We start from the raw sequence: 15,599 nt of genomic DNA, 5'->3' as shown, positions 1-15,599 counted from the left end.
AATAATTTGTGTCAAGCTAGCCTGATTGCCCTTATATAGTGAAGGAAGAAACATGGATGAGTTGCTAATCCTTGGCGGCATAGTGTTATTTTTCGCGCTGGTGGTCGCCCCTGTCCTTGCGATTGTCGCGCTTAATCGCAGTGCAGCGCTGCGTTTTGAATTGACAACGTTACGTCGTCGGGTTGAGGAACTTGAAGAGCGTGGCGTTGCGGAAATACCCGCTACGCAGAGCATACCGGAACCTGTTATCCCCCCTGCGTCCGTAGCACCTCCCATTACGCCTGTTGTCAATGTTGCTCAACCAGAGCCTGCCATTGAGGCGGAGTCTGAATCCGTCGACCCGTGGAGTTCACAGGCAAAACCAGAGACCGTGGAGAAAAAAGTTTCTTCCCCAACGGTCGAACAGCCTTCTGCTTTTGGCGGTATGGTTTCAACGTTGGTGCGCTGGTTTATGCAGGGTAACCCGATGGCGAAACTCGGCATTCTGCTTCTGTTCCTTGGTCTGTCGTTCCTGCTGCGCTATACCGTTGAGCATGCGCTGTTTCCGCTGGAGTTGCGTTTGGCGACTGCGGCACTGTTTGCGATTGGCCTGCTGGCGGTGGGGTGGCGATTGCGGCATAAGCAGCCGGTCTATGCTCTGATTTTGCAGGGCGGAGCAACGGGTGTGCTCTATCTCACCGTTTTTGGCGCATTTCGCTTGTGGCAGATGTTACCGATGACGCTGGCGTTTGCGCTGCTTGTCGTGATTTGTGCGGCGAGCGTAGGACTGGCGATTTTGCAAAAAGCGCTCAGCCTGGCAATGCTGGCGAGCCTCGGTGGTTATTTGGCACCGCTGCTGCTTTCCACCGGCGGTGGTAGTCATGTGGCGCTGTTTTCATTCTATCTTCTGTTGTCGATTGGCATACTCGCCATCAGTATCTGGCAGCACTGGCGGGAGCTTAACCTGCTGGGTCTGTTATTTACCTTTGGCGTCGGCGGTCTTTGGGGACTGGATGGGTATCGTCCGGATTATTACCTGAGCTGCCAGCTGTTCCTGATCGCCAACACCATTATTTTTGGCGTGTTGAGCGTGGCGTTGTCGCTGCGCGCGCAGGAGAAAGGTAAGCAGATTATTGACGGCGTGCTGCTGTTTGCGCCGCTGTTGGTTGGTTTTGGTATGCAGTACGCCATTACCCGGCATATGGAATATGGCCCGGCGCTGAGTGCGTTGGGCTACGGTGGTTTTTATCTGACCTTAGCCTGGCTGGCATTGCGTCGCTACCCTTCTTTGGGCAGACCGTTGGTGCTGGCTGCACTGGCGCTCGGTGGCGCATTTACCACGCTTGCCATCCCACTTGCGCTTTCAGCGCGCTGGACGGCAATGGCCTGGTCGCTGGAAGGGCTTGGCATCCTCTGGCTGGGCGTACAACAGCAGCAGCGACGCATGAGCTACAGCGGTACCGCGCTACTTGTCCTTGCGGTCGGTAGTGCGCTCTGGGCGCAGGCGAATGGGACGACGCCGCTTTCATTGATGCTGATCTTCGCGGTACTCAGTCTTAGCTGGCTGGTTGCCGCATGGCTGTGGCGAAATCTTCATGCGCAAGGCAGTTGGGCATTGCTCACGGGCGGACTACTGTTCTGGATGGTGGCGCTTATCGGCGCATCGCAGCTGGCGTTGAATAAAGACTCGCAGATTGTATTTGGCGTACTGGCGACATTAGCGGCGTCGGCGTGGTGCTGGCGTACGGTTGCGGCTCGTTTAGCCTGGCGAGAGCTGGATGCGAGCAAATGGTTGCTGTGGCCAATGATGATGATAGTGCTGTGTTACCAGATATCCCAACAACAGATTTTCTCTGCTGGCTGGCAAAACCTGGCCTGGTGTATTGCGTTACCGGCGGCGGCGGCCTTGCTCTGGCGTGATGGAGGTTCACTACCGCCGCGCATCAGTATGCTTACCCACCTGTCGTTGTTCTGGATGATTTTGCTGGCGCTGGCAATGGAGTTGTTTTGGTTTACGCAGGATTTGCCGTGGGGCATGTCGGCCTGGGCGGGCGGTTTAATGATGGCGGCAGGAGGGGGTCTTATCTTCCTCGTCTCTGAAGCGGTTCACCGGCAAATCTGGCCGTTCCGCGTGTGGCCTGCGCTGTATGCTTCTCAGGCGATGATTCCTGTGGCTGTGTTGCTGGCGTGCTTGTTAACGCTGGCAAATTTGCACGATGGCGTGGTCTATGGCCAGACTTATTTGCCGTTTATTAACCCACTGGAAGAGGGCGCAGCTTTCGCGCTACTTGGGCTGGCGATATTTTATCGCGTTTCGCTGCGTTATTTCCCGGTGCAGTTATCGGTATGTCGCCCCTGGCCTGTTATTGCGCTGCTGGCGCTCAGCTTCTGGTGGCTGAATGGCGTGCTGTTGCGCGCTCTGGCCTGGTACGGCGAGGTGGCCTGGAGTATAGAGGCTCTGTGGCATTCGCGCCTGGTTCAGACCACTTTTGCGCTGGTCTGGACGCTGGTGGCGTTGGCGGTAATGTTGCGTGCGACGCGGCGGTTTTCACGCCGCGAATGGCTATGCGGAGCGGTGTTATTAGGGGTTGTCATTGTGAAACTCATGTTGGTAGATAGCGCGCGAGGCGGCGGATTGGCGCGCGCGGTAGCCTTCATCGGTGTGGCTATTTTGGTGTTGATCGTCGGGTATTTTTCACCGTTACCGCCCAAAGCAGGAGAAGAAAAATGAAATGGATGAAAGGTGCGTTATGCAGCGTGCTGCTGGGCGTGACGGGCGCTGCGGCGAGTAGTGATGAAGCGCGAGAAGCGCCTAAGGACTACATGCAGGGAATGATGCTGGAAACCGCAGTTGCATCGCCTTGGTATCGAATTATGCTTCCTCAAACGGTGTATCAGAGCACAGCATGGCCTGATTTGCGCGATGTGCGGGTCTTTAATCATCTGGGTGATACGGTGCCGTTTGCTCTGCAAGTGCAGAAGGCCCAGCCAGTGACGCCCGAGACGATGACGCTACGACTCTTCCCTCTGGAAATGTCGCTGGTTCCACCACGGGAAGAGGGACGTCGCGGTGTAGACTCGTTGGTTTTGCGTTCAACAACGGGGATCGAAATTCGTCTGGAAAGTGACGATGTTAAGGCGCTCGGGCAGAGCTATTTACTGACTTTGCCGGAGGATAAAACGGACGCTTTTGCACTGTCTCAACTGCGGCTGAACTGGAATTCGCTGGCGGACAGCTGGCAGGGGAAAGCGTCGGTTTATTCCAGTCGTGACCTGAAGCATTGGCGTCCGATACAGGAGGATGCTCCACTGATGGATCTGGCGCGTGATAACGATCGTTTGAAAATGGACACGATTAGCGCCAACCTGACGCTCTTCACACAAGGTAATCGTTATCTGCTGGTGATCCTCGATTCGCAAAGTAAGGCGCTAGTGTTAAATAGCGTGACCGCACTGGCCGAGCGCAGAGAACCTGAATCTACACGTATTGAGCTTGATGCTCAGGTGAAAAAGATTTCGGATGAGGAAGCCGTTTGGCGCTGGACTCAGCCTCAGCCGCTGACTTCGCTCAGAATATCCCTGGAAAGTGAAGGCGTTTTGCCGGTGGAGCTATCCTGGCGCAGTGGCGAAAAAGAGCCCTGGCAACCGCTGACGAAAACCGTGCTGTATCAACTGGACGGGAAGCGTTCGGAGGATATTCATCTTTCAGGCCAACTGGTTGACGCGGTTCGGATGACGACGATTAATGCCAGATTACCGGCGTCGCTGCCTGCGCTGAGCGGCTCACGCGACAGTTATCAATTGGTATTTAATCCGCAGGGGAAAGGGCCTTATATGCTGGCCTGGGGAAACCGGGCGGCGCAAAAGGCAGATGTCGGGCTGGATATGCTGATCCCGGCGTCGCTGCAAAAAACGCAGACCGTGAATGACCTGCCGCTGGCCGTGGCGCAAGAAAGCGTCGCGTTGGGTGGCGAGGCGCGATTGACGGCAACTTCGGCTGCAGAACAGCAAAGCAACTGGAAAACGCTACTGGTATGGGGAGCGCTGATATTAGGCGTCGTCGTTCTGGCGCTGATGGCATGGCGGATCTGGCGCGAAGTGAGAAAAGGCGGCCCGGTATAAAAACAAAAAAGGCCCGCATCTGCGAGCCTTTTTCTGAAACGTCTGCCGATTACAGGCTGGAAACGTTCTCGGTCAGGTATTTAGCAACGCCTTCCGGAGAAGCGGCCATACCTTCTTTTCCTTTTTCCCACTGTGCCGGGCAAACTTCGCCGTGCTCTTCGTGGAACTGCAGCGCGTCAACCATGCGCAGCATTTCGTCGATGTTACGGCCCAGCGGCAGGTCGTTAACCACCTGGTGGCGAACAACGCCGTTAGCGTCGATCAGGAAAGAGCCGCGCAGGGCAACGCCGTCCGGATGCTCGATACCGTACGCTTTCTGGATTTCGCGTTTGATGTCAGCAACCATCGCGTATTTAACCGGACCGATACCACCCTGGTCGACCGGGGTGTTACGCCATGCGTTGTGCACGAACTCGGAGTCGAAAGAAACGCCAACCACTTCTACGCCGCGTTTCTGGAATTCTTCATAACGCTTATCAAAAGCGATCAGTTCAGACGGGCAAACGAAGGTGAAGTCCATCGGCCAGAAGAACAGGACGGTAGCTTTACCGTTGGTGTGCTGTTTGAAATTGAATTTCTCAACGATTTCGCCGTTACCTAATACTGCTGCCGCGGTAAAATCCGGAGCCTGACGAGTAACCAGAACCATATGATTCTCCTGTTAATACTAAGGTTAATTGGAACGCAACGCGGGCAAGTATAGGGAGAGGGGCGAATGAACTCAATGGTAAGCTGACAATCGATGAGATAGGTATTGTCTATCAATCATTATTTAAATGCGCTTTTCAGAATAGTCTTTTCCAGAAAAAGCGCAATCATTTATAGCTCGTGTTTTTTTGCCTGGGCCATCATCTGCGGATAGAAGCGCCAGAACTGCTGCTCAAGCTGATCATAATGCGTATCCAGATCTTGCCAGGAGTCGCGCAGAGCATCAAGACGCGGGCGACGGCTGGCCATACCGTTGAGTACGTTCTGGATAAAATCCATATCTTTATAGCGCTCAAGCCAGCGCTCCGACCAGAGATACTCGTTGAGATTAACAAAGCGCGGCGGAGAATCGGGCAGGATCTGCGCTACCTGAGTATGCGCGTAGCGAACGAACTCGGTCAGCGGCATCTCAGGAGAAATGCGTTCCCAGTGGTGCGACAAGAAGTGATCCCACATTACGTCGAGAGTAATCGGCGCGACGCGGCGGGTCTGCGGGCGGAACCACTCGCGGGCTTCTTTCACTTCTGCCAGGTTGTCGGTCATCACATCGATACGCCGATGCATAAAAATGCCGTCAACGATATCGGCGGGGTAATCCTGTTGCGGATTGCCGCGAACAAAGTCGGCAAGCAGGTTGCCGGGTAGCGAACTGTCGGCGAGATGGGCTAAGTGCAGGTGTGCAAGAAAATTCATCGTTTAATCTTTGTCCTGAGGTGGTAACGGTTGCAGGGAGAACGCCCCGGCACTAGACTACCCGCCTCTTTATTAAGTCTGAGTTACCGTCATGCGCGTTGCCGATTTTTCCTTTGAATTACCCGAATCCCTGATTGCCCACTATCCCATGCCTGAGCGCAGTAGCTGCCGCTTGCTGTCATTAGACGGGCCGACGGGCGCGCTGACGCACGGTACTTTCACCGATTTACTCGATAAGCTCAACCCTGGAGATCTGCTGGTCTTTAACAACACTCGCGTGATCCCGGCCCGTCTGTTTGGCCGTAAAGCCAGCGGCGGCAAGATTGAAGTGCTGGTCGAGCGCATGCTCGATGATAAACGTATTCTGGCACATATTCGCGCATCTAAAGCGCCGAAACCCGGTGCCGAGCTGCTACTCGGTGATGATGAAAGCATTAACGCCACCATGCTGGCGCGTCACGGCGCGCTGTTCGAAGTTGAATTCAATGACGCGCGCCCGGTGCTGGATATCCTCAACGCTATCGGTCATATGCCGCTACCACCGTATATTGACCGCCCGGATGAAGAGGCAGACCGCGAGCTGTATCAAACGGTCTATAGCACTAAGCCTGGCGCCGTTGCCGCGCCGACCGCGGGTCTGCACTTTGACGACCCACTGCTGGCGGCACTGCGCGAAAAAGGTATCGAAACGGCGTTTGTCACGCTGCATGTGGGAGCCGGGACGTTCCAGCCAGTGCGTGTAGATTCTATCGAAGACCACATTATGCATTCCGAATATGCGGAAGTACCGCAGGATGTGGTCGACGCGGTGCTGGCGGCAAAAGCGCGCGGTAACCGAGTGATTGCCGTTGGAACGACGTCCGTACGCTCGCTGGAAAGCGCGGCGCAAGCGGCAAAAAATGATCTGATTGAGCCTTTCTTCGACGATACGCAGATTTTTATCTATCCTGGTTATCAGTACAAAGTCATTGATGCGTTAGTGACCAACTTCCATCTGCCTGAATCGACACTGATTATGCTGGTTTCTGCCTTTGCTGGTTATCAGCACACCATGAATGCCTATAAGGCTGCGGTAGAGCAAAATTATCGCTTTTTTAGCTACGGGGACGCGATGTTTATCACGTACAATCCGCAGGCTATTTCTGAGCGTGTTGGGGAATAAGTCCGCGACACGAGTGTTTAACGTCAGACTGTTTTTCTGACGCAGGAGTTATAATGAAATTTGAGTTAGATACCACCGATGGTCGCGCGCGTCGCGGCCGTCTTGTGTTTGAGCGCGGCGTTGTTGAAACGCCAGCATTTATGCCCGTTGGCACCTACGGCACCGTAAAAGGGATGACGCCGGAGGAAGTGGAAGCGACCGGCGCGCAAATCATCCTCGGCAATACCTTCCACCTGTGGCTGCGCCCAGGCCAGGAGATCATGAAGCTGCACGGCGACCTGCACGACTTCATGCAGTGGAAAGGGCCGATTCTCACCGATTCCGGCGGTTTCCAGGTATTCAGCCTGGGCGATATTCGTAAGATCACCGAGCAGGGCGTGCACTTCCGCAACCCGATCAACGGCGATCCCATTTTCCTCGATCCAGAAAAATCGATGGAGATTCAATACGATCTCGGTTCCGACATTGTGATGATCTTCGACGAGTGTACGCCTTACCCGGCGGACTGGGATTACGCTAAGCGCTCGATGGAAATGTCTCTGCGCTGGGCGAAGCGCAGCCGCGACCGTTTCGACGGTCTGGGCAACAAAAACGCGCTATTTGGCATCATTCAGGGAAGCGTTTACGAAGATTTACGTGATATCTCTGTTAAAGGTCTGGTAGATATTGGCTTTGATGGCTACGCTGTCGGCGGTTTGGCTGTTGGCGAGCCGAAGCAGGACATGCACCGTATTCTGGAGCACGTCTGCCCGCAGATTCCGGCCGACAAGCCGCGATACCTGATGGGCGTCGGTAAGCCGGAAGATCTGGTTGAAGGGGTGCGCCGCGGGATCGACATGTTCGACTGCGTCATGCCGACGCGCAACGCGCGCAACGGCCACCTGTTCGTTACCGATGGCGTGGTGAAAATCCGCAACGCGAAGCACAAGAGCGACACTGCGACGCTGGATGCGGAGTGTGATTGCTACACTTGTCGCAATTATTCACGCGCTTACTTGCATCATCTCGACCGTTGCAACGAAATATTGGGTGCGCGCCTCAATACCATTCATAACCTGCGTTATTATCAGCGTTTAATGGCTGGTTTACGCAAGGCTATCGAAGAGGGTAAATTAGAGAGCTTCGTGACCGATTTTTACCAACGTCAAGGTCGAACCGTTCCACCTTTGAACGTTGACTAATTTTAATAATGAGGGAATTTCAATGAGCTTTTTTATTTCTGATGCGGTAGCAGCAACCGGTGGCGCAGCGCAGGGCAGCCCGATGTCTCTGATTCTGATGCTGGTGGTGTTTGGTCTGATTTTTTACTTCATGATCCTGCGTCCACAGCAGAAACGTAGTAAAGAACACAAAAACCTGATGAGCTCCATCGCCAAAGGTGATGAAGTGCTGACGAACGGTGGTCTGGTCGGGCGTGTCACTAAAGTCGCTGAAAGCGGATACATTGCTATCGCGCTGAACGATACCACTGAAGTGGTTATCAAACGTGACTTCGTAGCTGCCGTTCTGCCGAAAGGCACTATGAAGGCGCTGTAATTACCCATTTTCCCTAAGGGAACTGCCGTGTTAAACCGTTATCCTTTGTGGAAGTACGTCATGCTGGTCGTCGTTATTGTCGTCGGCTTAGTGTATGCGCTTCCCAACCTGTATGGTGAGGATCCGGCTGTTCAAATCACTGGCGCGCGCGGAGTCGCCGCCAGTGAGCAAACGCTGATCCAGGTCCAGAAAACACTACAAGAAGAAAAAATTACCGCGAAGTCTGTGGCACTGGAAGAGGGCGCAATTCTTGCGCGCTTCGACACCACCGATATCCAGCTGCGCGCGCGCGAAGCGCTGATGGGCGTGCTGGGTGACAAATACGTCGTGGCGCTTAACCTTGCTCCGGCAACCCCGCGCTGGCTGGCGGCCATGTATGCCGAACCGATGAAGCTGGGTCTCGACCTGCGCGGCGGCGTGCACTTCCTGATGGAAGTCGACATGGACACTGCGTTGGGCAAACTGCAGGAACAGAATATCGACAGCCTGCGCGGCGAGCTGCGTGATAAAGGCATTCCTTACGCGACCGTGCGTAAAGAAGACAACTATGGCCTGAGCATCGCTTTCCGCGACAGCGCGGCGCGCGACCAGGCTATTTCATATCTTAGCCCTCGCCATCGCGATCTGGTTATCTCCACTCAGGGCAGTACTGGCCTGAAAGCGGTGATGACTGACGACCGCCTGAAAGAAGCCCGCGAATATGCCGTTCAGCAGAACATCAATATCCTGCGTAACCGTGTAAACCAGCTGGGCGTAGCCGAACCTCTGGTTCAGCGTCAGGGTTCTGACCGTATTGTGGTTGAGCTGCCAGGTATCCAGGATACCGCGCGTGCGAAAGAAATTCTGGGCGCGACCGCGACGCTGGAATTCCGTCTGGTTAACACCAACGTTGATAGCTCTGCCGCTGCCTCTGGCCGCGTACCGGGCGACTCTGAAGTGAAAAGCACTCGTGAAGGCCAGCCGGTTGTGCTGTTCAAGCGTGTGATCCTCACCGGTGACCATATCACCGACTCGACGTCGAGCATGGATGAGTACAATCAGGCGCAGGTGAACATCTCGCTGGACAGCGCAGGTGGTAACATCATGTCTAACTTCACCAAGGACAATATCGGTAAGCCGATGGCGACCCTGTTTGTGGAGTACAAAGACAGCGGTAAGAAAGATGCCAATGGTCGTGCGATTCTGGCGAAAGAGGAAGAGGTGATTAACATCGCCAATATCCAGTCTCGTCTGGGTAACAGCTTCCGTATCACCGGCATCAGCAACCCGACTGAAGCGCGTCAGCTCTCTCTGCTGCTGCGTGCCGGTGCGTTGATTGCGCCGATTCAGATTGTTGAAGAACGTACCATTGGTCCAACTCTGGGTATGCAGAACATCAAGCAGGGCCTGGAAGCGTGTCTGGCCGGTCTGGTGGTCTCCATCCTGTTTATGATCTTCTTCTATAAGAAGTTCGGCCTGATTGCGACCTCGGCGCTGATTGCTAACCTGGTGCTGATTGTCGGCATTATGTCCTTGATTCCGGGGGCGACGCTGACCATGCCGGGTATTGCGGGGATCGTCTTAACCCTTGCGGTGGCGGTCGATGCGAACGTTCTGATTAACGAACGTATTAAAGAAGAGTTGAGTAATGGGCGCTCTATACAGCAGGCAATCAATGAAGGTTATGCCGGTGCTTTCAGCTCCATCTTTGATGCCAACATTACGACGCTAATCAAAGTTCTTATCCTGTACGCGGTCGGTACCGGTGCCATTAAAGGGTTTGCGATCACAACCGGTATCGGTATCGCAACCTCAATGTTTACCGCTATCGTCGGCACCCGTGCCATCGTGAACCTGCTGTACGGCGGCAAGCGCGTTAAAAAGCTGTCTATCTGAGGAGTGCGTTGTGGCACAGGAATATACTGTTGAACAATTGAACCACGGCCGTAAAGTCTGGGACTTTATGCGCTGGGACTACTGGGCCTTTGGCATTTCAGGTTTTCTGCTGATTTTGTCCATCGCCATTATTGGCGTGCGCGGGTTTAACTGGGGCCTGGATTTCACCGGCGGTACGGTGATTGAGATTACCCTGGAAAAACCTGTCGATATGGACCAGGTACGTGTATCGCTGCAAACGGCGGGTTTTGAAGAGCCGCAGTTGCAGAACTTTGGTAGCAGCCGCGACATCATGGTACGTATGCCGCCGGTGCACGACGCCAACGGCAGTCAGGAACTGGGTAGCAAGGTCGTTAACGTGATTAACGAATCAACCAGCCAGAGCGCGACGGTCAAACGAATTGAATTCGTCGGGCCAAGCGTCGGGGCCGATCTTGCTCAGACCGGTGCGCTGGCGCTGATAGCGGCGCTGGTGTGTATCCTGATCTACGTCGGTATCCGCTTTGAATGGCGTCTGGCGGCGGGGGTGGTTATCGCACTGGCGCACGACGTGGTGATTACCATGGGCGTGCTGTCGCTGTTGCATATCGAGATTGACCTGACCATCGTGGCATCGTTGATGTCGGTCATCGGTTACTCGCTAAACGACAGCATCGTGGTATCTGACCGTATTCGTGAAAACTTCCGTAAGATTCGCCGCGGTACGCCGTACGAAATCTTCAACGTGTCGTTGACGCAGACGTTGCACCGTACCTTGATCACATCCGGGACTACCTTGATGGTTATCCTGATGCTGTATCTCTTCGGTGGCCCGATTCTGGAAGGCTTCTCGCTGACCATGTTGATTGGTGTCTCCATCGGTACGGCTTCTTCTATCTACGTGGCGTCCGCACTGGCGCTGAAGCTGGGCATGAAGCGCGAGCACATGCTGCAGCAGAAAGTTGAGAAAGAAGGGGCGGATCAGCCGTCAATTCTGCCGTAAGGTAATTGCACGTTGATAAATGAATCCCGGTCGCAAGGCCGGGATTTTTTTATTACAGTTGGCCGGATTTTGGTTACTCTCCAGTATCAGCGTGAAATGACATGGAGAATTGCCAATGGCTGTCGTAACTCTTTCCCCCGTTGCTCAACCTACCCTCTGGCACGATGTGCCTTCCGTTACTCTCAACGATGAGACTTTGCGTCACCGCAGAGCTAAGGTGCTGGCGAATATGCGTCAGCAGGCGTTAGATACGCTTATCGTTTATGCCGATAAAGAGCATGGCGGCAATTTCGAGTATCTGACTGGGTTTATTCCCCGCTTTGAAGAGGCGCTGCTGGTGCTGCATCAGGACGGTGAGGCGGTGCTGGTGTTGGGTAATGAGAACCTCAAGCTGGCAGGCTATGCCCGTCTGGATAATCGGGTCATCCACGCCCCGTGGTTTTCGTTGCCCAATCAGCCGATGGAAACCACGAAAACGCTGACGCAGTTGCTGCAGGATGCGGGAGTGATAGCGGAAAAGAGGATAGGGCTGGCCGGTTGGAAATTATTCACGGGTGTAGCAGATGACCGTTCGCAGATGTTTGACTTGCCGGCTTTTATCGTTGACGCCATTCGCCAGGCTGCCGGGCCGCAGGCGAAATTAACCAATGCCACCGGCATTTTTATCAACCCGGCAAGCGGGGCGAGAATCACCAATAATGCCAATGAGCTGGCGCACTATGAGTATGGCGCCAATCTGGCCTCCACGGCTATTATGACTGCCCTTAATGCCATTGCTCCGGGTAAAACGGAAAAGCAAATTGGTGCGCTGCTGGCGGCGGAAGGCCAACCCAATAACGTGGTGATGATTGCTGCGACCGGCGATCGCTTTGCTCACGCGAATCTTTATCCCGGTGAAAAGGTTATTCAGCATGGGGATAAATTCTCGCTGACCACCAGCTTCAAAGGCGGGCTAAGCAGCCGTGCTGCCTATGTGGTGGCGGATGAGAGCGAACTTGCGCCCGAAGTAGCGGATTATCTCGAGGTAGTGGCGAAGCCCTATTTTAATGCGGTGGTTACCTGGCTGGAAAATCTGCGTATCGGCATGTGCGGTGGTGATATGTATGCGCTAATCGAGCAAGTGTTGCCGAAGGCGGAGTATCACTGGCATTTGAACCCCGGACACCTGGTTGCTGATGAAGAGTGGCTGTGCTCTCCTGTCGGGCCCAATTCAACGGCATGCTTACAGAGTGGAATGATACTGCAAATTGACATCATTCCTTCCCGGGCGGGCTATGGTGGCGCAAGCATTGAAGATACCGTGGCGCTCGCTGATAGCGCTCTGCGTCAGGCGCTGGCGCAGAACTACCCCGGGCTTTGGCAACGTGTGGTCGCCCGCTGGAAGTATATTCGCGAGCAATTGGGTATCTTGCTTCCTGAAGAAGTGCTGCCATTTTCCAATACCGTGGGATACCTGCGTCCGTGGCTGTTGAGCCCCGAGCGTGCGCTGATTTGCGCACCATACTGACATAATGCTGTCAGTAGCCCTGTCATACACTCCTCCTGAACCCAAACAATGGACAGGAGGATGTATGAATAACGTTATTAACTGGTTTGAAATTCCGGTCGTGGATATGGATCGTGCCGTCGCGTTTTACGAGCCAGTGATGCAGGTGACGCTGAAGCGGGAGAATATGGACTGTGCTGAAATGGCGGTATTTCCTTATCAGGATCCTGCTCCCGGCGGTGCGCTGGCAAAGTTCGACGGAGTTAAGCCTTCCGATCAGGGATGCATTATCTATCTGCATGCTGACAATCTGGCGGCTACGCTCGATCGTGTAAATTCGGCGGGCGGAAGCTGTGTTTTTGGCCCGCTTGAGCTGGCGGACGATATCGGCACTATTGCCCTGTTTATTGATAGCGAGGGTAATCGGATTGGCCTTCACCAACCAGCGTAAATGAGATAACAGAAATGAGCCGACGCGCCGACCGCCTTTTTCAAATCGTCCAGATCCTGCGCGGCAGAAGGTTAACCACTGCCGGGCTGCTGGCCGAACGGCTTGGCGTGTCGGAACGCACGATTTACCGTGATATTCGCGATCTGTCGCTCTCTGGCGTGCCGGTGGTGGGGGAGGCAGGAAGCGGCTACCGACTACTGGCGGGCTACGATTTACCTCCGCTGATGCTGACGACCCAGGAATCCGAAGCGCTGGTGGCGGCGATTCGGATGCTGCAGACCTGGGGCGGCGCGTCGTTGTCTCAAGCGCTGGAGTCGGCGCAGGAAAAAGTGCTGGCGATTTTGCCCGCGGAGAGTCGGCGCAAGGCGGAACAGTCGCGCTTGTTTGCTCCGGACTTTGGCGCTCAGGGCTACACTAAAGACCAGTTTGATTTAGTTCATCGGGCGGTTTCTGGTCAGCAGGCACTGGCGCTGCACTATCGTGATGAGGCCGGAAACGTGTCGCAGCGCGAAGTGCTGCCGCTGGGGCTTTTTTTCTGGGGCGAGCGCTGGCTGCTGGTAACCTGGTGCGAACTGCGTGAGGATTATCGCTGTTTTCGCCTTGATCGGTGCCTGGATATTGTCATGACCGGGCGTCATTTCAGCGAACGAGCCGATCGTTCATTGAGCGATTTTATGCGTAAGGTGAGATGCGAAGAGCGCTAATGATGAGGTATCCCCGGCGCGGACGCCGGGGAAAACAGAGCAGATTAGAAGTTGTAACCGACTACGAGGTAACCACCCCAGCCGGTAGAACGGACGTTAAAGTCGCCGTTGCCGAAGTTCAGCTTAGCGTCGTCCGCCCACTGGCCACCGTTATGCCAGTAACGCGCCACGACAGAGTAGTGCCAGTGATCGTAGTTCAGGGCCAGGATATGGCTGGAAGCGATGGAGTTGCTGGTGCGCGCATGCTTGCCGTTCATATCATAGAAGTTGTCATCGCCCAGATCGGAACCCCAGTCAAAGTTGGTGAAGCCGATATAGCTCAGTGAACCGCCCCACAGATCGGTCAGCGGCACAAAGTATTTCACTTTGAAGCGGTAGCCGTCCCACTCATTTTCGTTGGACGCTGCGTAGTTCTGCCACTGGTATTTCGCATAGACGTTCAGGGACAGACTCATCGGCAGGCCAGTATCGATATCGGTACCCAGACCCATATACCAGGTGCTCTGACGACCAGACTTGTTGCGGCCCATATCGTAGATGTAGTTGTTCGCGAAATACCACTCTTTGAACGGACCGAAGCTGAGGTTAGTACCGGTCAGTTTGTCGATAGAGAAGCGTGGCTCAATTTCCATAAACAGCGGCGAACCGTGGTTCCAGATACCTTTTGCGTCGGTGTTACCACCGAAGAAGACCGGCGCATCCATATAGCCATAGAAATCAAACCAGTCTTTCTTGGCGAACGCTTCATATTCCAGATAAGTATCGTTACGGATCTGCGGCCCAAAACGGGTGTGATAGCTACCCACCACGTTTACACTCTGGTGCCACCAATCAGACAGATACTGCGGTTTGTCGTTTTCTGCCGCGCTGACAGAGAAAGATGCGGAGAGCGCAAGAGCGGCGCCCGCTGCCAGTAATGTTTTTTTCATAATGATGCCACTGTTTAAATTAAGCCTGAAGGCGTTAAAAGAATCGCCGAAGCGTTTCTAAATATTTCGTATTTCTGTGGCGTCTATTATAGGAATCATTGCTCACAAAAATATGTGTTGTTTCACATAACGAACATGTACGTAATCGATTGCGTTCACGATTTTATGCATTTCTTGACAAAATGCCACTGAAATTCATAAATGCTGTCAATTTTTAGTGAACCGATCGGGAAATCTGTAAATGGATTTTCAGTACAGGGAAGCGCCGGATGTTTGTGATATCCGGCGGAAGGTGTTACTGCATATTTGCGGGCTGAATATCGTGGATACGGACAAAACCGACTTGTTCCGGCGTGACGCCATTCAGGCGCAGTGGAACATCGACGTCGCTGGGTGCCAGCGTGCTTGCCGGGGCGCTAATCAGCTGATCCTGCACGTTCACTTCCTGATAATTATCGGTCGTACCGCTGATTTGTCCTGAAGCCACGGTTGCGCTAAATGCCGGCAGCGGATCGTTGGATTCGCCCTGAATGCGCAGCGTCAGCCTGGTACCGTCACCATCTGGCGTGATATTGAGCAGCGACATGCGCAGAGTACCGATCTGGCTGTTCAATCGCGCTGGCGTTTTTGCGTCCGGAAGCAGATAAACGCCGCGGGTCGATTTCGCATTCAGGACGTTTTGCTGCGTAATTTTTACCGTTTGTTGATTGAGCTGAGTCATTTCTTTGCTCAACGTACTCACGCTCTGGTTCATCTGGCGGACTTCGCTTTGCTGTGCACAGGCGCTGAGGGCGAAAAGGCTACCCATAATGGCCAGTTTTAAATAACGTCTTGTCATGGTTGGGATTCCGTTAACAGAGGATGCTTAATGGTAGACTGTTCGGGTAAGCGCACTATAGATCCTTTATCTCAAAAGCTCTTCCTTTGTTGTCGCGCCACTTCGCGGTAAACTACCTGTTAGTTTAACTACAT

At 54.1% G+C, this 15,599-nt stretch carries 14 protein-coding genes; 10 read left to right on the top strand and 4 right to left on the bottom strand.

Annotation, left to right across the window (positions count from 1 at the left end):
- Positions 1-52: 52 nt before the first annotated feature.
- On the top strand, positions 53-2,710 hold the full coding sequence (locus HV213_RS22450; protein WP_181483365.1) for a DUF2339 domain-containing protein: 2,658 nt from the start codon (positions 53-55) through the stop codon (positions 2,708-2,710).
- Positions 2,707-4,101 carry a DUF3999 domain-containing protein gene (locus HV213_RS22445; protein WP_181483364.1) on the top strand — a complete coding sequence of 465 codons (1,395 nt, stop codon included), beginning with the start codon at positions 2,707-2,709 and terminating at the stop codon, positions 4,099-4,101. The genes HV213_RS22450 and HV213_RS22445 overlap by 4 nt, the downstream gene beginning before the upstream one ends.
- A 49-nt stretch (positions 4,102-4,150) precedes the next feature.
- Here HV213_RS22445 and HV213_RS22440 read toward each other — a convergent pair whose 3' ends face one another.
- Together HV213_RS22440 and acpH are read right to left on the bottom strand one after the other, a co-directional pair.
- Positions 4,151-4,750 (bottom strand): peroxiredoxin, encoded by a 600-nt coding sequence (locus HV213_RS22440; RefSeq protein ID WP_181483363.1) that lies wholly within the window; start codon positions 4,748-4,750, stop codon positions 4,151-4,153.
- A gap of 170 nt (positions 4,751-4,920) precedes the next feature.
- The gene (gene acpH, locus HV213_RS22435; protein ID WP_181483362.1) at positions 4,921-5,502 is read right to left on the bottom strand and encodes an ACP phosphodiesterase; all 582 of its coding nucleotides are present in this window, start codon (positions 5,500-5,502) and stop codon (positions 4,921-4,923) included.
- Positions 5,503-5,593: 91 nt separating this feature from the next.
- On the opposite strand from acpH, the gene queA reads away from it, so the two are divergent.
- The 8 genes from queA to HV213_RS22395 all read left to right on the top strand — a co-directional run bounded on the left by queA (position 5,594) and on the right by HV213_RS22395 (position 13,698).
- On the top strand, positions 5,594-6,664 hold the full coding sequence (queA, locus tag HV213_RS22430; protein ID WP_181483361.1) for a tRNA preQ1(34) S-adenosylmethionine ribosyltransferase-isomerase QueA: 1,071 nt from the start codon (positions 5,594-5,596) through the stop codon (positions 6,662-6,664).
- 53 nt (positions 6,665-6,717) lie between these two features.
- Complete coding sequence (gene tgt / locus HV213_RS22425; RefSeq protein WP_181483360.1) at positions 6,718-7,845, top strand: tRNA guanosine(34) transglycosylase Tgt; 1,128 nt, start codon at positions 6,718-6,720, stop codon at positions 7,843-7,845.
- Between the two features lie 22 nt (positions 7,846-7,867).
- Positions 7,868-8,200, top strand: coding sequence for a preprotein translocase subunit YajC (gene yajC / locus HV213_RS22420; RefSeq protein WP_110273784.1), 333 nt, complete (start codon positions 7,868-7,870; stop codon positions 8,198-8,200).
- A 27-nt stretch (positions 8,201-8,227) separates the two neighbouring features.
- On the top strand, positions 8,228-10,075 hold the full coding sequence (gene secD / locus HV213_RS22415) for a protein translocase subunit SecD (RefSeq protein ID WP_181483359.1): 1,848 nt from the start codon (positions 8,228-8,230) through the stop codon (positions 10,073-10,075).
- 10 nt (positions 10,076-10,085) lie between these two features.
- Entirely contained in the window at positions 10,086-11,057 is a 972-nt protein-coding gene (gene secF / locus HV213_RS22410; RefSeq protein ID WP_181483358.1) for a protein translocase subunit SecF, read from the top strand.
- A 115-nt stretch (positions 11,058-11,172) separates the two neighbouring features.
- On the top strand, positions 11,173-12,564 hold the full coding sequence (locus HV213_RS22405; protein ID WP_181483357.1) for a M24 family metallopeptidase: 1,392 nt from the start codon (positions 11,173-11,175) through the stop codon (positions 12,562-12,564).
- Positions 12,565-12,628: 64 nt separating this feature from the next.
- Positions 12,629-12,994, top strand: coding sequence for a VOC family protein (locus HV213_RS22400; RefSeq protein ID WP_181483356.1), 366 nt, complete (start codon positions 12,629-12,631; stop codon positions 12,992-12,994).
- A gap of 14 nt (positions 12,995-13,008) precedes the next feature.
- Positions 13,009-13,698: a helix-turn-helix transcriptional regulator gene (locus tag HV213_RS22395; RefSeq protein ID WP_181483355.1), complete on the top strand. Its 690-nt coding sequence runs from the start codon at positions 13,009-13,011 to the stop codon at positions 13,696-13,698.
- Between the two features lie 44 nt (positions 13,699-13,742).
- On the opposite strand, the gene HV213_RS22390 is transcribed toward HV213_RS22395, so the two are convergent.
- Together HV213_RS22390 and HV213_RS22385 are read right to left on the bottom strand one after the other, a co-directional pair.
- A complete protein-coding gene (locus HV213_RS22390) occupies positions 13,743-14,627 on the bottom strand; it encodes a nucleoside-specific channel-forming protein Tsx (protein ID WP_181483354.1) in 885 nt (294 codons plus the stop codon).
- Positions 14,628-14,922: 295 nt separating this feature from the next.
- Positions 14,923-15,465 (bottom strand): SadB/YajI family lipoprotein, encoded by a 543-nt coding sequence (locus tag HV213_RS22385; protein WP_181483353.1) that lies wholly within the window; start codon positions 15,463-15,465, stop codon positions 14,923-14,925.
- Between the last annotated feature and the right edge of the window lie 134 nt (positions 15,466-15,599).

The organism is Klebsiella sp. RHBSTW-00484 (genome assembly GCF_013705725.1).
Lineage (GTDB): Bacteria > Pseudomonadota > Gammaproteobacteria > Enterobacterales > Enterobacteriaceae > Klebsiella.
The sequence above is the reverse complement of the archived record's forward strand: the minus strand, read 5'-3'. Positions and strand labels throughout refer to the sequence as shown.